We start from the raw sequence: 17,043 nt of genomic DNA, 5'->3' as shown, positions 1-17,043 counted from the left end.
TCGTCGGCCGGGGACAGCACCTCGGACTCGTCGATGTAGTCGATGTCGATGGCCTGCAGCACCTGGGCCTCCACGAAGTGGCCGATGCGGCACTTGGCCATAACCGGGATGGACACGGCCTCCTGAATGCCCTTGATCATCTTCGGGTCGCTCATGCGGGACACGCCGCCGGCGGCGCGGATGTCGGCGGGGATGCGCTCGAGCGCCATGACGGCGCAAGCACCCGCCTGCTCGGCGATGTGCGCCTGCTCGGGCGTGGTGACATCCATGATGACGCCGCCCTTCAGCATCTGGGCAAGCTGGCGGTTCAGGGCAACGCGCTCTTCGGCGGTTTGAGGCTCGGTCATTTCCTACTCCTTCTCTAAGAATGTGAATGCCCGAAGGTTACGCTTCATCTGGTTATGGTAGTATGCCCAAAACTATTTCTTTTTATATGACCAGATGTTCCACGTGAAACAATCGGGGAAAGTGGTGGCGAACAAGTGTTCTTCTATGATATGGAATCGCGCGGTGACCTGAGCCTTTACGAATACCTGTATCGCTGCATCCGCCACGATATCGCACACGGGGGAATCGAACCTGGGCAAAAACTGCCATCGAAACGCGCGCTTGCGAAGCAACTGGGTGTCAGTCTGATCACGATCGAGGCCGCATACGACCAGCTCACCGCCGAGGGCTACATCCGCTCACGCGAACGCTGCGGTTACTATGCATGCGAGCTTGCGCCCGCCGCCCACGCCGCCCCACCAACCGGCGCCGCACCCCACCCGCAAAACACGCCGTTCAACGCGCCGCTACTCGCGGATTTCACGCACAGCACGCTGGCGACCACCATACTCCCCTACTCCGCTTGGGCGAAAGCCGTCCGGCGGACGCTCTCGGACGAATCGGCGGCATCGCTTGCCGAGGCCGCTTCTGCAGCGGGGTCGCCCGAACTGCGAAGCACCATCGCCGACCACCTGCGACAGTATCGTGGGATGGACGTGTCGCCCGACCAGGTGGTCATAGGCGCCGGATCGCAAACGCTCTATCAACTGTTGGTGCAGCTGCTGGGGCGCACGAGGCGCTACGCGGTGGAAGACCCTGGATATCCCCTGCTCACACGCATGTACGAGCAACAGGACGCGCAGGTGGCGCATATCAGGCTGGACGATTCCGGCATCAACGTAGCAGCCCTGGAAGCCTCCGGCGCATCGGTCGCCCACATCATGCCGTCGCACCAGTTCCCCACGGGGATCGTCACCACGGCGGCTCGACGCCGCGAGCTGCTGAACTGGGCGCGCGAAGGCGATCGCTACCTGATCGAAGACGACTACGACTCGGAGTTCCGCATGGCAGGGCGGCCCATCCCCTCGCTGTTCGGCATCGACGTCGCCGAGCGCGTGCTGTACCTCAATTCGTTCGCCAAAAGCTTGGGCGCGGCGTTTCGCATGGCGTACCTGGTGCTGCCGCCGCAGCTGGCGCAGCGCTTCCGCGAACAGCTCGGCTTCTACGCGAGCACCGTCAGCCCGCTCGACCAGCTGGCACTGGCTCGCTTCATCGAGCAGGGGCATTACGACCGCCACGTGAACCGCTTGCGCACCCACGCGCGCAAAACGCAGGATGCCCTGGTCAACGCCTTGCGCGAAGCCTTCAGGGAACGGGTTGCGTTTGCCGGGCTCAACGACGGCCTGCATTTCATCATGCAGCTGGAAAGCGAACGAGGCGAGCGCGAGCTTGCCGTCGCGGCCGAAGCCGCCGGCATCCGCATCGCCCCGCTGTCGAGCTTCGCCGGCGCGGCTTCACCAAGCGCGACCCCGACCGGCACCGAGCCGCAGGCAAGCACAGCAAGCATGGTAGGCGCACCCCTCGCGCGTTTTATCCTGCGAAGCGACAGCGTCTCTGCCGAAAAAGCCCCCGCCGTCGCTAACGCCCTCGCAAGCGCCTGGGCATAGGGCACCAAACGCAAAAAAGCGCGAGCCGGGCTCCCCACCCGGCTCGCGCCTCTACCGCAAAATCAAGCAAACGCTACTCGGCGTCGTAAGACTCCTTGAGCGCCTTCAGCGCCGGCAGGCTGTTCTCGATGGTCTCGCGGGCGATGCAGTAGCTCATGCGCACCCAACCCGGGACGCCGAAGCTATCGGAAGGCACGATGAGCAGCTCATGCTGCTTCGCACGGTCGCTGAACGCCTGGGCATCGGGCTCAAGCGCGCGAACCCACAGGTAGAACGCGCCGTCGGGCTGCACGTACTCGTAGCCCATCTCGTCCAGAGCCTTGGTCAGGATGCGACGGTTGGTGGCATACGCCTCCACGTCGGACGGCTCGTCGACACACGCCGCGGCGACGCGCTGGAACAGCACCGGCGCGCAGATGTAACCGTGCGCGCGGCCCGCGCCGGCGACGGCGAAGAACACACGGTCGGCCTCTTCGGCATCCATGGTGTCGGAAACGTACACGTAGCCGACGCGCTCGCCCGGCAGGCTGAGCGCCTTGGAATACGAATAGCACACCAAAGTACGAGGATAGATGGTGGGAACGTAGGGAACCTCCACACCGTAGGTGATCTCGCGATACGGCTCGTCGCTGATCAGGTAGATCGGGCGGCCGATCTCGGCGCTCTTCGCCTCCAGCATGGCTGCCAGCGCCTCCAGGTTCTCGCGCGTGTACACCGCGCCCACCGGGTTGTTCGGCGAATTGATGATGACGGCCGCGGTCTTCTCGTTGATGGCAGCGCCCATGGCCTCCACGTCAAGCTGGAAGCTGGGAACCTGCGTGGGCACCTCGACGATGGAGCAGCCCATGGTCTCGATCCACACCTTGTACTCGGGGAAGTACGGGCTGGGGACGATGACCTCGTCGCCGGCGTTGGTGACGGCGCCCAGGCTGATGGCGATGGATGCGGCGGCACCCACCGTCATGTACACGCGGCCAGCCTTCGCCGGGATGCCGTAGCGGCGAGCGATGCTGTCGGCGATGGTCTGGCGGACGGCGGGGATGCCGGCGGCGGGGGAATACGCGTGCAGCTCGACCGGCGGCAGCTTCATGAGCTCCTCGATGGTGTCGGCCACCTTCTGCGGCGCGGGCACGCTGGGGTTGCCGATGGAGTAGTCGAACACCTTGTCCTCGCCGATCTCGGCCTTGCGCTTCAAACCGTAGGCGAACAGCTCGCGGATCGCAGAGGGCGCATTTCCCAGGCCATACATTCTTTCGTCGATCATAAGGTGCTCCTTGCATGCCGGTGCGCATAACGCACGATGATAAGTTCGCCGTCCAGATTAGCACTTTCGCACCGCGTTGCCGCCCGCGCGGCAACCAACAAAGTTAGCCGGAGCACGAAAACCGCATTTCGGACAAGCTCGCCGGCAAAGGCCATCGGCAGAAGCCGCGCGCAGCCCGCCTGAGCACACCCCGCTTCCCCACCGAAAAACCCCGGGGCAGCACCTTGGGCCGAAAGCAAACCGTCACCGCCGGCGGGCGCACATTGCGGTACAATAACCCCAGAACACGGGCGCGTGATCTCGTGGCACACGCTCGAGCCGACCTGAAAACATCCGCGCAGGCGCCCAAGCGCCGCGCACAACGAAAGGGGTTATCATGGCTTTCGGTTACAAGCGCATCTTCGCAGCACTCGACGGCGCATCCACCCAGCGAGCGGTCATGGAACGCGCCATCGCCCTGGCGGAGGAAGAGAACGCAGAGCTCACGTTCGGTCACGTCATCGACTCCGTGCCCTATGAGGCCTCGGGCGTCGACTTCGAGCTTCTGTGCAACGAAGGCAAGATCCGCATCGAGACCGACCTGGCCGACCTTCTGGAGAAGGCCCGCAACAACGCCGACATCCCCTCCGTGCAGCTGCTCGTCCGTGCCGGCCGCATCACCGACACGCTGCAGAAGCAGCTCATCGAGCCCAACGAGCCCGACCTGGTCATTTGCGGCGAGCGCGGCCTGAGCAACATCAAGTACGTGTTCGTGGGCAGCGTTTCCACGTACCTCATCCGCAACGTCCGCTGCGACGTGCTGGTGGTCAAGCAGGACTAACCGCGCAAAGCCAACGGCAAAACAAGCATGAACGCGAAAGCGGGGGCCACCGGCCCCCGCTTTTCGTTTCGAGATACGAAACTACGACGTAATCAGCAAAACGGTGCCGATGACCAGCAGCAGCACATACGTCAGCTTCAGGAAGCGCTCCTGGCTGATGCGCTTGGCAAGCTTGCCGCCGACCACCGTGGCCAGCACGATGAGCGGGATGCAGCACAGCACCATGATCCACACTTCGTGGGTGAAGTGCCCCTGGCACAGCTGCACACCGGCGTACAGCAGGTTGAGGATGGACCACACCGCCGACAGCGTGGCACGGAACTGCTCCTTGTCCGTGAGCTTCTGCACCGCGTAGATGACCAGCAGCGCGCCGCCGGAAACGAACATGCCCTGGATCAGGCCCGCCGCCGCCAACACGCCCCACAACGCCCACTCCGGCAGGAACGATTGCTTGCGCTGCACGAGGTTCTTGATGCCCACGGCAAGGATGACCAAGCCGTATATCTTCAGCAACGCATGCAACGGCACCACGGAGTCAAGCCAGGCGCCCAACGCCACGAACGGCAGCATGACGCCCACGATCTTGCCGAGCTCGCGCCAGTGGATGCTGCGGATGTTCAGCACCGCCAACACCGTGCAGGCAAGAAAGCCCGTGGCGTTCAAAATGGACACCGAGCTTTGCAGCCCCAGCGTGAGCGTGCCCACCGGCATGCAGAAGATGTTGCCGGCGAAGCCGGTGATGGCCTGCACGGTGTAGCCGAACAAAAACACCGCCAGGAATATGACGTTCTTAACCAACAGAGACCCTCGCTCCCGTTATCTTGCAATCGGCGAGACGACGCCGCAAGCACTCCAAGATAGCGGAATCGACCTTCCCGCAAACCGGAATACCCACCCGCGCAGCCGCGCCTTTTGCCGCGTTTCCGCGGCTTCATCGTTATCCATGAAATAGGTTGCAAGTATATTACCAAAATGCCTTTTTGCGGCTAATTGCCTTAGCATGAGGGGAAACATCATCTACCATAGGCAGGTACGCAATCCGAAAGCATAGGGGAACAGTGGCTGGATTCAACATCACCATCGCTGGCGACTCCGCTATCAACTTGGAGTTCGCCAAAACCATATCGCCGCAAACCAGCGGCATGATCCGCGTTGCCGCGCAGACGCTCACCGACGACCCCATCCCCGGGGTCACCGAGCTGGTGCCCACGTTCTGCTCGCTCATGGTCACCTACGACCCGTGCGTCATCGGCTACGACGAGCTGTGCCAGCGCGTGCAGGGCAAGCTGCGCAACCTGACCGCCGCCGAGGCGGGCGTGAAGCGCATCGTGGTCATCCCCGTCTGCTACGGCGGGGAGTTCGGCCCCGACATGCCCACCGTGATGCACCATGCCGGCATGTCCGAGCAGGAGGTCATCAGCCTGCACTGCGGGCACGACTACCTCATCGACATGCTGGGCTTCCTGCCCGGCTTCGCCTACCTGGGCGGCCTGGACCCGCGACTGCACACGCCTCGCCTTTCCGTGCCTCGCACCGAGATTCCCGCGGGCAGCGTGGGCATCGGCGGCGCGCAGACTGGCATCTACCCGCTGGCAAGCCCCGGAGGCTGGCAGATCATCGGCCGCAGCCCCGTGCGCCCGTACGACCCCGAGCGCGCCCAGCCCATCCTGTACCGCGCCGGCGAGTACCTTCGCTTCCAGCCCATCACGCAGAAGCAGTACGACGCCATCGAGGCGCAAATCGCCGCAGGCGGCTATGAGTGCGACGTTATCGTAGAGGAGGCCTAGCATGGGAGTCACCGCCATCAAACCCGGCATCCTGACCACCGTGCAGGACCGGGGCCGCACCGGTTTCCTGGGCAGCGGCTTCAGCCCGTCAGGCGTCATGGACACCCGCGCGTTGCACACCGCCAACCTGCTGGTCGACAACGACCCCGACGCCCCCGTCCTGGAGTTCTGCCTGGCCGGGCCAACGCTTCGCTTCACCACCAGCACCTACGTCGCCATCACCGGCGGCGATTTCCGCCCCACGCTCGACGGCCGCCCCGCGCCCATGTACACCGCGCTGGCCGTGCACCGCGGCAGCGTGCTGGCCTTCGGCGCCCCGAAAACGGGCATGTACGGCTACCTGGCCATCGCGGGCGGATCGATCAACGCGCCCGAGGTCATGGGCAGCCGCTCGACCAACCTGAAGTGCGGCATCGGCGGATGGAAGGGCCGCGCGCTCATCACCGGCGATTACCTGCCGTTCTGCACGCGCAACATCGATTTCATCCCCAACCTGGGCTCGCATACCGTCGACCGCGATGACGCGTTCTACGGCTTCGACGACCCCGAGATCACGCTGCGCGTGGTGCCCGGCCCGCAGGAGGACATGTTCACGCAAGACGGCGTGGACACCTTCTACGGCCAGGCCTACACCACCACCAGCCGCTGCGACCGCATGGGATTCCGCCTGGACGGCCCTGAGATCGAAACGGTGAACGGCAGCGACATCATCTCGGACGGCATCGCGCTGGGCGCCGTGCAGATCCCCGCCGACGGCCGCCCCATCATCATGCTCTCCGACCGCCAGACCACAGGCGGCTACGCCAAAATCGGCACCGTCTGCAGCGTCGACCTGCCCAAGCTGGTGCAGTGCACGCCGGGCCGCGTCATCCGCTTCGCCCCCGTCACCGTGCAGCAGGCGCAGGACCTGTACCGCCAGGAGGCGCGCCGCATGGAGGCGCTCGCCAAGATAGTCAGGCGCCCCTGCTACGGCGGCGTCTCGCCGCGAAGGACGGCGCGAAGGCTGACGCCCATCCTGGAAGCGCAGGCCCGCGCGCACGCATCCGGCAGCCAGAAGCTGTGGATCGAACTGAGCAAAACCGAGCAACAACGCTTGCAGCCCGCAGAGCAGCCCGCAAGCGAGTCGAACCGATAGGAGCACCCCATGACCACGAACGAAACCAACGGCACCGCCGACGCCATGAAGCAGCGCCGCGAGAACATCCTCGACCTCCTCAGCATCATGGACGAGGGCGACCTGACGGCCCTGCGCTTCAAGGACGGCCAGGTGGAGATCGAGCTCGAGCGCAAGCCCGCCGCCGGCGCGCTGTCCGGCGCCGCCCTGCCCCTCATGGCCGAGCGCGTCGGCCAGCTGCTCAACGCCCGCGAGGACGCCACCGGCGTGGTGGCCGGCGCCGCAAGCGCGCCCGTGGCCGGCGACGACGACGCCAGCGTGGTCCGCAGCCCCATGGTCGGTACGTTCTACGCCGGCCCCAGCCCCGACGAGGACCCGTTCGTGAAGGTGGGCCAGGAGGTGCTGACCGGCCAGACGCTGGCCATCGTGGAAGCCATGAAGATGATGAACGAGATCACGGCTCCCGCGCCGGGCATCATCACCGAGGTGCTGGCGGCCAACGGCACGCAGGTCGAGTACGACCAGCCGCTGTTCCGCATCTCCACCGGCGCGAACGCGTAAGGCCAGGCGAGCCCCATGTTCAACAAGATCCTCATAGCCAACCGCGGCGAGATAGCCGTGCGCATTATCCGCGCATGCCGCGCCATGGGCATCAAGACGGTTGCCGTGTACTCCACGGCCGACCGCCACGCGCTGCACACCTACCTGGCCGACGAGGCCGTGTGCATCGGCCCCGCGCCGGCGCGCGATTCGTACCTGAACACCACCGCCATCCTGGCAGCGGCCCAGGGCACGGGCGCCGACGCCATCCACCCCGGCTACGGCTTCCTGTCCGAGAACTCCACATTCGCCAAGCTGTGCCGCGACAACGACATCGTGTTCATCGGCCCCACGCCCGAGGTCATCGACCGCATGGGCAACAAAAGCCAGGCCCGTCGCACCATGATGGATGCCGGCGTGCCCGTGGTGCCCGGCACGAAGAAGGGCGTCCACGACGTCGACGTGGCCCTTGAGCAGGCCCGCACCATCGGCTGGCCCATCATGATCAAGGCGTCGTCGGGCGGCGGCGGCAAGGGCATGCGCGTGTCGGAGAGCGAAGAGGACTTCGCCGACATGTTCAACATCGCCCAGCGCGAAAGCGTCAACGCCTTCGGCGACAACACCATGTACCTGGAGCGCGCCGTGCAGAACCCGCGCCACGTGGAGGTGCAGATCATCGCCGACAACCACGGCAACGTGGTGGCCTTAGGCGAGCGCGACTGCAGCGTGCAGCGCAACCACCAGAAGATGATAGAGGAAAGCCCCAGCCCGCTGCTGGACGCCGACGAGGGCCTGCGCCGCCGCATGATGGACGACGCCGTGAAGGCCGCGCGCGCCGTGGGCTACACGTCCGCCGGCACCATCGAGTTCCTGATGGACGCCGAGCGCAACTACTACTTCATGGAGATGAACACGCGCATCCAGGTGGAGCACTGCGTCACCGAGATGGTCACGCACACCGACCTGGTGGGCGAGATGATCCGCGTGGCCGCCGGCGAGCCGCTGTCCTTCACTCAGGACGACATCACGCTACGCGGGCACGCCATCGAGTGCCGCATCAACGCCGAAACGCCCGAGAAGAACTTCATGCCCAGCCCCGGCACCATCTCGCAGATGCACCTGCCCGGCGGCAACGGCGTGCGCGTTGACACCGCAGCCTACGACGGCTTCGAGATCTCGCCGTACTACGATTCCATGATCGCCAAGATCATCGTGCAGGGCCGCAACCGCACCGAGGCCATCGCCAAGATGCGCACCGCGCTCGAGGAGATGGTGGTCGTGGGCGTGAACACCAACCTTGACTTCCAATACGCCATCATGGAGAACGAGACGTTCCGCGCCGGCCTGGCCGACACGGGCTTCATCGAGCAGTTCCTTGCAGGCGAAGTGTAGGGATCGAAGAAAGGAAGCGTTATGGGAATCGAAATGCCGGTACCTGCAAAGCCCGAAGGCGTCGACGCCGAGGTGTGGGAGCAGATGCTCCACGCCACGCCCGCCGAGGCGCGCCATCTGATCCGCGAAGGCAAGTTCGCCGCCCCCACGAGCGGCCTGTGCCCGGGTTACGCGCAGGCGAACCTGATCATCCTGCCGCGCGAGCAGGCCTATGATTTCCTGCTGTTCGCGCAGCGCAACCCCAAGCCCTGCCCCATCCTGGAGGTCACCGAGGTGGGCGAGCGCATGACGCACATCTGCGCGAAGGACTGCGACGTGGCCACCGACTTCCCCGGATACCGCATCTACAAGGACGGCGTCATGGTGGACGAGGTCGACGACGTGGTGGACTACTGGCGCGACGACCTGGTGGCGTTCATCATCGGCTGCTCGTTCAGCTTCGAGAGCGAGCTGATCGAGGCGGGCATCGAGATGCGTCACAACACGCAGGGCCGCAACGTGTCCATGTACCTTACCAACCTGGCGTGCGAGCCGGCCGGCTCCATGAGCGGCAACACGGTGGTCAGCATGCGCCCCATCCCCTATGACCAGGTGGTGAAGGCGGTGCAGATCTCCGGCGCCATCCCGAAGGTGCACGGCGCGCCCGTGCATATCGGCGACCCCTCCGTCATCGGCATCAAGGACATCGCCAAGCCCGACTTCGGCGACCCGGTGGACATCAACCCCGGCGAGGTGCCGGTGTTCTGGGCATGCGGCGTCACCCCGCAGTCCATCGTCATGAACAGCAAGCCGCCGTTCGCCATCACGCACGCCCCCGGTTACATGCTGATCACGGACACCAAGAACGTGGACCTGAAGGGCTAGCCGGGCTATCGCCCCGATTCGCCTGAGGCTTGCCCGAGGGAGAACAACCCGAACCGACGCCGTGCGCGGTTGCGGCATGCCGCAACCGCGCACGCTCATGTATATGGAAATGGAAGTGTTGAACATGCCGAGCATCGATCTCAACTCCGACCTGGGGGAAAGCTTCGGGCGATACACGCTCGGGCTTGACGATCAGGTCATCCCGCTGGTTTCCAGCGTCAACGTGGCGTGCGGCATGCACGCCGGCGACCCGGCGGTCATGCGCCGCACCGTTAAGCTTGCCGCCGATGCGGGCGTTGCCGTGGGCGCGCACCCGGGCTACCCCGACCTGCAGGGCTTCGGCCGCCGCGACATCGCCATGTCGCCCGATGAGGCATACGACTACATCCTGTATCAGATCGGCGCGCTGCAAGCCTTCTGCCACGCCGCCGGCGCGCGCATGCACCACGTGAAGCCGCACGGCCAGCTGTACAACCGCGCCGCCGTGGACCCGGAGCTTGCGCAAGCCGTGGCCGCTGCCGTGAAGGACGCCAACCTGGACCTGGTGCTGGTGGGTCTGGCGAACAGCGAGCTCATCCGCGCTGGCCAGGCGGAGGGCATCCGCACCGCACAGGAGTTCTTCGCTGACCGCAACTACACCGACGAGGGCCTGCTGGTGTCGCGCAAGCTCCCCGACGCCGTCATCACCGACGAGGACTTCGCCGTGGCGCGCGTGGTGCGCGCCGTGAAGGAGGGCGCCATCGAGTCGGCATCGGGCAAGCTCATCACCGTGAAGCCCGACACCATCTGCATCCACGGCGACAACGTGCACGCGCTCGAGTTCGCCGGCAAGATCCACACCGCGCTGACCGAGGCCGGCGTCGAGGTGAAGCCCGTGTAGCAACGGGGACGCGCGCGAGGCGGCGGCGCGGAGCTGCCGCAACGCCGCGCAACGTAGCATCGTAAGGCAACCGCAGGGCCGAGCAGCGGCGCCGCCAACCGCAGCGCCGCGACAACGCACAAACATAACGAAACGCGAAGAGGGCCGGGTATCAACCCGGCCCTCTTCTTGCATCCCGCCGCCGCCCTACGCAGGTGCGGCAGCGGGTTTCCCTATCCGGCCTTCGCCGGAAGCGACTGCGCTAGCGCTTGCCGCGACGGCGCATGATGCACAGCGCCGCGATGGACGCCGCGCCCGCCAAGGCCACTGCCGCAAGCGGCAGGACCAGGGCAAGCTTGTCGTCGCCCGTCTGCGTCAGCACCTTGCCGACCAACCCGCTCGGCGTGAAGGTCTTGCCGCCAGGCTGCGTGGGCTGCGCAGGCGTCGGAGGCTCGGTGTACGTGTTCGTGAACGCGAGCACGTCGGCATCGCCTGCCACCGTTGCGCTCAGGTGGCCGAGCCCGTCATCGACGACCGTCACGGTCACCTTGTACACGCGCTTGTCGTACGTCACGTTCGCCTGCGCATCGTCAAACTCGGTGAGCGCGAACTCGTATGTGCCGGGCTTGTCGAACGTCAGCGCCGGGAAGGCGATCTTGCCGTCAGCGGCGTTCTTCGCCTTAAGCTCGGTGCCGTCGGCCGCGGTCAGCACGAACGTGAACTGCCCGTCCTCAAGGTTCTTGCCCACCAGCGTCTTGGAGGCGCCGATGGTCACGGTCGTGGGCGCTGCCTGGTAGGCGTTGGCGAAGGTCGCCTCGCGCGCGCCTTCCAGCGCATGGGTCACGCTGAGCGTGCCGTCGCCGTTGTCCTCCACCGTGGTGACCACGGTGTACGTCGCGCCGTCGTAGGTCACGCCGTTGGCGACGGTGCCGCCCCCGACCTCGTGCAACGTGTAGCGATGCGTGCCGGGATACGTGTACTCCACCGGGCTCAGCGCCACGCTGCCGTCGGCGGCGTTAGTTCCGGTCGCTACCACATCTCCGCGCTCGAGCAGCTCGAACGCGAACTCGCCGGCGGCCATATCGCGGCCCGTCAGCGTCTTGGTCACCGTCACCTGATCGGTCACGCTGGAGCTAGCGGGCTCCACCGTGTAGGTGTTGGTGAAGGAGAACGCCAGGTTAGCTGCGGCACCCTGGCGCTCGACCGTCAGCTTGCCGTTGCCGTCGTCGGTCACCTTGAAGCTGACCGTCTTGGTCGCTGCGGCATCGTTGATCACGCCGGGCACGGAACCGCTCTCCGTCACCTTATAGGTGAACACGTGGGAACGGGGCTTGCCGGACTCGGGCTCCGGGCTCGCCGGCTGGTCGGCCGGCTGGTTGCCGGGGGCAACCTCGTCAACCGTGCCGCTATCGGTATCGGGAGCCGCTACGGCACCCGCACCCTGCCCGTCGCTTGCCGCGGGCTTATTGCCCTGGTCAGCGGCAGCGGGCTTGTCGCCGCCGTCGGCTGCCTGGGCGGAAGCGTTATCGGCATCCGTGGCGGCCTTGCCGGCGTCTGCGACGGCCTTCGATGCATCGGCATCGGCGGCCTTCGCGGCATCCGCTTCGGCCTTGTCGGCATCCGCGGTAGCCGTCTGGTCGTTCACGCCCAGGGCGCGGTTGAGGTCGTCCAACGTGAACTCGATGGTGCCGAAGTCCACGCTGCCGTTCGCCGCGTTCTTGGCGGTGGTGCGTTCGGGCATGGGGGCCGCCGCATCGTCGGAGGTCACCGTGAAGGTGAACTTGCCCTCGATGGAGGCCGGTTCAAGCCCGGGTGCCGCCTGCAGCATCTTCATACCGGTCAGGCCCACCTGCACCGGGTCGCCCGTGGAGTACGTGTTCTTAAACTTCAGGCCGTCGCCCAAGTTCGCCGTTGCCGTAAGCGAGCCGTCGCCGTTATCGACGACCGTCACCGTGAACGGGATCGGCTGCGTCTGCGCCGTGACGCCCTGGGGCAGACCGTCGGTCTTCTCGTAAGCCAGGTAGCTCACCGTCCACGAGGTGACGCCCTTGTCGGAGGTCTTGGAGGCGTTGCCGTCCTTCACCAAGCCCTCAAGCATCTCGGTGGTGTAATGCAGGCCGTCGAACGTCACGGTGCCATCGGCCGCGTTCTCAGCCGTCCGCAGGTCGTCCCCGCCCGCTGCGTACTTCACCGCGAAGGTGAACTCGTCGGCGGAAAGCGGACGTCCCGTGAGCGCCTTGGTCGCCGTCACCTGAGCGGCCGTACCGCCCGGGTTATCGGTGGAGGCGGCATACGTGTTGGCGAAGGGAACCACTGCGGGGCCCGTGCCGGCAGCAGACGGATCCGCGCCGTACACGTACGTCTTGATGCCCTCAGGTCCGGCAACCTCGGTGGTGACCGTCAACGCGGCCTTCTCCGGGTTGTCCCAGACCATCACCGTTACCGTGTACTCCGTCGTGTCGTAGGTATAGCCATCGACCGTTGCCTGAACCTCGGCAACCTTATAGGTATACGGCTTGCCCACGTCACTCTGGCTTAGCACCACTTGCCGATCACCCAGCACGGACTTCACGGCTTGCACGCCGTCGGCAGCTGCGGGCATGGCGATCTCAGCGCCCTCCAGCGGCAGGCCCAGCACATACGCCGACGCCTCATCGCCAGGGGTCACCTTGATCTTGAACTGTCCCTCGGCCATATCGCGGCCGGTCAGGGTCTTGGCCACGTTCAGGCCACCCGCCGCCGTGTAATCGATTTCAGCAGCGTAGCGATTCACGAACGTGACGTTCTCCGCAACTGCAGAGGCCTTGAGCTTGCCAGAGCCATCGTCGGACACCGTCACCTTGATGGTGGCCACGTTGCCGTCGTACTGGATGCCCGGCAGCTTATGGCCGTCAGCGGGCACGACCTCGCGCACCTCGTAGGTGAACGTGCGCTTATGGTCGGGCGCGTCCCCCAGCATTTTGGACTTGAACTCGATCTCGCCGAATCCGAAGCTCTCCGCGTTCGCCTTGGTCACCGTCATGTAGGCCACATCGGGACCAACAGCGCCCTTGGGCAGCGGACCGCCATCGAGCGCCTTCAGCTCGAACGTGAACTCATCGGAATCGATCCAATCGCGGCCCTCGAGCACCTTGTTCAGGCCGGCGGTGGCGGTGTCGTAGCTGGTCGAATCGGCCTCATAGCCGTTCACGAACGCCACAGCCACGGGCTCGGTCGCATGATCAACAACCTCCCCATCCAGCTTGGTGGTTAGCGTCAGATGCTTGTCGGCATCGTCGCTCATGCCCACCGTGATCTCGAGCGTATGCACGCTGTCGTCGTAGGTGACGCCGGGTTTGCGATCGCCTTCAGCAGGCACGACCTCGCGCACTTCGTATGCGAACGTCTTGCCGATATCAGCCTGCGTGAACTTGACGCCCTGCATCTTCGCCATTTCGCACGCGGCGCCATCGGCGCGCGCAGCGTTGGTGAAGCTGAGGTCGGTATCCGCCAAGCGATCTTCGGCCTCGGCGGCGGCAACCGCGCCTTCCTTATCCACCCCGTGGATGCTGAAGGAGAACTCATCGGCTGCCATGTCGCGGCCGTTCAGCGTCTTCTGGACGGTGATGCCGGAGAACTGCTTCTTCTGCTTGTACTCGTTCACGAAGTTCGCCGGCCCGTTGTCGTAGCTCACCTCGGCGATCAGCTTTCCGCTGTGGTTATCGGCCACCTTGACCGTAACCTTGTGGACATGACGGTCGAACACGATGCCGCCGGTTGCGGCGCCTGGTGCGTCAAGACCCTTGCCGCAGTACTCGTTCTCCTGCACCGCGAACGAATACGTGCCAGGCTTGCTGAACGTCATCTCGCCGAAGGAGAACGTGGTCTCAACGCCCGCCTTCGCACCGCTCACCACAGCTTCGTCAGCACCCTCCGGGATGACGATGTTGCCGGCGAGCTTAGCATTCTGCGTAGCCTCATCGGCCGCGCTCAGCTTGAAGCCGAACTTCTCGCCTTCCGCCATATCGCGGCCGGTCAGCACCTTGGTGCCGCGAATCGCCGTATCGCCCTTAAGCTCAGCAGGCTTAGGCTCATAAGAGTTATTGAAGAGGAACCCAGTGCTGGGCTCCAGCCCTTCGCTGTCGTTTCCGTAGTACTCGACACCCTTCAGCTCAAGATTGCCGCCATCTTCCTCGATGGCGACCTTCGCGGTCCATACCGTCGAGTCGTACACCATGCCAGGCAAGCGGGAACCGAACGCTTGAGAGTCATTCGCAGCAAGCCATGTATCGCCGACCTTAACCACCTCGAGGATTTCGTACTCGAAGGTGGCAGCGCGCTTCTCAGGGTCAAGATCTTTGCTCTCGTACTTCGCCGGCGGCCACGCAATGTTGCCGCCCGCCTCGACCCTGGTCACAACACCGCGCCATTCGCCGCGAGCGAGATCGGTACCCGTCACGACTTCGCCATCGGGCAAAGGCGCCTCGGCATTGTACGTGCGAACGATCACGTGGAACATATCCGGCCTAAGGGGGTTCTCACCCGTCGTGTCCGTATACGTCTTCGTGCCGCTGGGGGCCCACTCCACCACATCGGGATCGTACTTGTTCACAAACGACACCGTATTGTTCTCGATGGGCTCCTCGCATTTCGCGCCCTCGTCGCTCTTCAGCTTCGTCATCACGGACTCCACCGTCAGCTTGCCGTTGTGGCTCTTGTCGGTTACCGTCACGACGACCTGGTACAACGCCTGGGAGGCATACACGCCGGGCTTCAAGGCGCTAGGCTCATCGGATTCCCAAATCTGGTACGTGTACGTGCCCGGCTTCGTATAGTCGATGCTCTCGAAATGGAAGCCCACCGGGTCGCCTTCCTTGGCGTCTTTGCTCGTTACCACAACACGCGTCTCACCCTTGCTGGTGCCCAGGGTATCGGTCGGCGGCGACGGCATCGGTGCCTCAACGGATATATCGGCATCCCTCATGATGAACGTGAATTCATCGGCCAACCACTCGCGACCGGTCAGCTTCTTCTCGCCCTTAAGGTACGTCTCGCCATCCAGCGTGCCGGATGCGGCATACGTGTTCGTATACGTTACCGTGCTCGTCTCGCCAGCAGCGATCTTGCCCTCAGCACCGTCGGCCTCTGCCTTGAAGCCATCGCGCGGCGTCTCGCTTACCTTATAGTCCCAGCCTGCGGAAAGCCCGTACACGTACAGGGTCTCGCCCGGCTTCAGGGAATGCTTCGTCTGGCCGTCCTGGCCGAACGCCAGCACGAACTTTTTGCCCTGCTGCTGGCCGTTCGCGTTCTTCACCACGGCGTTGAAGCTCTTGCCGGCGGCATCCTGCATCGCAATGGTGAACTCGAAGGAATCGTCCGCGAAATCAGCCGCGTTGTACCCATCGGGCAGCTGCAGCTGCTTCGTCACCGTCAGCGTGCCGGGCACATCCATGCTCAGCTTGCCGTTATTGCCCAGATAGGCGTTGATCAGCGCTTCCGCGGAGGACTGCTCGGTGCCGCTCCACTTCGGGTTCAGCACGTCCGTAGCCGTTGCCGTGCGGTTCTCTTCCTTGACCTTGTGCAGCTCGTTGATGTAGGTCAAACGCGGCGTGCCGGACTTGAGATAGCAGGCACCCGCGGAATCCTTGCCGATAGCGCCTTCGACCTGCTCGGCGGCATCGCCGGGGAAGGACACATGCTCGGTCTTCGCGACGGGCTTGCCATCCTCCATGGCGTAGTAGTTGTGCTTGTAGTAGTACGTAGAGCCGCTCTCCACCGACATCGCGGACGTGGTGCATGCCTCATCGGTGTAGATGGGCGTATCCTGCGTGAAGTAATAGTAGCTATTGCCCGTTGCCGGCTCGAACGTGGCGACCGCGTCGCCCGTTTCCTCGCCGGTCCACTTGTTGGCGTAGAAGTTCACCTGGCCCGTTTCGGAGTCGGTGTTCTTCGCCATATACGCCTTCATGGCGTCATCGGGGTTCTCCAGCAGATCGAGCGCTGCCGGCTTCACGCCAGAGGAGTACAGCACCGAGATCGGCGTGGTGTTCGAGACGCTCATGGTGTCCTTCGCCAAATCGATGGCGAAGTTGCGCAGCGGGATCAAGGACGCGGGTACCTTCACCTGCACCTTGTCGCCCACCGCAGGTTTGTCCGAACGCGTGACGGTGATCACGACGTCTTTCAGGTCGGCAGCGGCCAGACCGGAATGCACGTCGCCGCTGAAATGGTAGGTGTCGACGTTCCCGTCCGTGGTCTTGGACTTGCAGCCGTACACCGTTCCGTCGTACACGAGCTTGGACAGGTCGGTCACCTGCATGTAATCGCCCAGCTGGTCATCAAAGGCGATGTAGCCGGTTTCGTGCTCGAAGCCTTCGCTCGTCTTCGTGGGATAGCCGGAGCCCTTCGAGATTTCCTTGGAGATGTCGTCGAACACGTGCTTCAGCTCATCGGCATTGGTCGCGCTCTTGTAGAACGTGGCGTCTTTGCC

The 17,043-nt window shown here is 64.6% G+C and carries 11 protein-coding genes and 1 pseudogene; 8 read left to right on the top strand and 4 right to left on the bottom strand.

Annotated features, from left to right (window positions below; genetic code table 11):
* Positions 1 to 347: pseudogene (locus Q0D52_RS09635) on the bottom strand (pyridoxal 5'-phosphate synthase lyase subunit PdxS); the annotation flags it as partial.
* Positions 348 to 482: 135 nt separating this feature from the next.
* Between Q0D52_RS09635 and Q0D52_RS09630 the strand changes: the two are divergent.
* Positions 483 to 1,934: a PLP-dependent aminotransferase family protein gene (locus Q0D52_RS09630; protein WP_294382470.1), complete on the top strand. Its 1,452-nt coding sequence runs from the start codon at positions 483 to 485 to the stop codon at positions 1,932 to 1,934.
* Positions 1,935 to 2,007: 73 nt separating this feature from the next.
* Here the strand turns inward: Q0D52_RS09630 and Q0D52_RS09625 are convergent, their stop codons facing one another.
* The gene (locus Q0D52_RS09625; RefSeq protein WP_294382467.1) at positions 2,008 to 3,198 is read right to left on the bottom strand and encodes a pyridoxal phosphate-dependent aminotransferase; all 1,191 of its coding nucleotides are present in this window, start codon (positions 3,196 to 3,198) and stop codon (positions 2,008 to 2,010) included.
* Positions 3,199 to 3,574: 376 nt separating this feature from the next.
* On the opposite strand from Q0D52_RS09625, the gene Q0D52_RS09620 reads away from it, so the two are divergent.
* Complete coding sequence (locus Q0D52_RS09620) at positions 3,575 to 4,018, top strand: universal stress protein (RefSeq protein WP_294382464.1); 444 nt, start codon at positions 3,575 to 3,577, stop codon at positions 4,016 to 4,018.
* 81 nt (positions 4,019 to 4,099) lie between these two features.
* Here the strand turns inward: Q0D52_RS09620 and Q0D52_RS09615 are convergent, their stop codons facing one another.
* A complete protein-coding gene (locus tag Q0D52_RS09615) occupies positions 4,100 to 4,816 on the bottom strand; it encodes a sulfite exporter TauE/SafE family protein (protein WP_294382462.1) in 717 nt (238 codons plus the stop codon).
* 260 nt (positions 4,817 to 5,076) lie between these two features.
* Here Q0D52_RS09615 and pxpB point away from each other — a divergent pair, with 260 nt between their 5' ends.
* The 6 genes from pxpB to Q0D52_RS09585 all read left to right on the top strand — a co-directional run bounded on the left by pxpB (position 5,077) and on the right by Q0D52_RS09585 (position 10,595).
* Positions 5,077 to 5,805, top strand: coding sequence for a 5-oxoprolinase subunit PxpB (gene pxpB, locus Q0D52_RS09610; protein WP_294382459.1), 729 nt, complete (start codon positions 5,077 to 5,079; stop codon positions 5,803 to 5,805).
* A 1-nt stretch (position 5,806) separates the two neighbouring features.
* Positions 5,807 to 6,940, top strand: coding sequence for a biotin-dependent carboxyltransferase family protein (locus Q0D52_RS09605; RefSeq protein ID WP_294382455.1), 1,134 nt, complete (start codon positions 5,807 to 5,809; stop codon positions 6,938 to 6,940).
* Positions 6,941 to 6,949: 9 nt separating this feature from the next.
* Positions 6,950 to 7,480 carry an acetyl-CoA carboxylase biotin carboxyl carrier protein gene (gene accB, locus Q0D52_RS09600; RefSeq protein WP_294382452.1) on the top strand — a complete coding sequence of 177 codons (531 nt, stop codon included), beginning with the start codon at positions 6,950 to 6,952 and terminating at the stop codon, positions 7,478 to 7,480.
* Positions 7,481 to 7,495: 15 nt separating this feature from the next.
* Positions 7,496 to 8,851 carry an acetyl-CoA carboxylase biotin carboxylase subunit gene (gene accC, locus Q0D52_RS09595; RefSeq protein ID WP_294382449.1) on the top strand — a complete coding sequence of 452 codons (1,356 nt, stop codon included), beginning with the start codon at positions 7,496 to 7,498 and terminating at the stop codon, positions 8,849 to 8,851.
* 21 nt (positions 8,852 to 8,872) lie between these two features.
* Positions 8,873 to 9,715 carry a putative hydro-lyase gene (locus Q0D52_RS09590; protein WP_114620627.1) on the top strand — a complete coding sequence of 281 codons (843 nt, stop codon included), beginning with the start codon at positions 8,873 to 8,875 and terminating at the stop codon, positions 9,713 to 9,715.
* Between the two features lie 124 nt (positions 9,716 to 9,839).
* On the top strand, positions 9,840 to 10,595 hold the full coding sequence (locus Q0D52_RS09585; protein ID WP_294382447.1) for a 5-oxoprolinase subunit PxpA: 756 nt from the start codon (positions 9,840 to 9,842) through the stop codon (positions 10,593 to 10,595).
* Between the two features lie 241 nt (positions 10,596 to 10,836).
* Here Q0D52_RS09585 and Q0D52_RS09580 read toward each other — a convergent pair.
* On the bottom strand, positions 10,837 to 17,043 hold a 6,207-nt coding region (locus tag Q0D52_RS09580; protein ID WP_294382444.1), incomplete at its 5' end, for an FctA domain-containing protein.

The sequence above is a fragment of the uncultured Senegalimassilia sp. genome (assembly GCF_934630535.1).
GTDB lineage: Bacteria > Actinomycetota > Coriobacteriia > Coriobacteriales > Eggerthellaceae > Senegalimassilia.
Note: the sequence above shows the minus strand (reverse complement) of the source record. Positions and strands in the feature narration are given on the sequence as shown.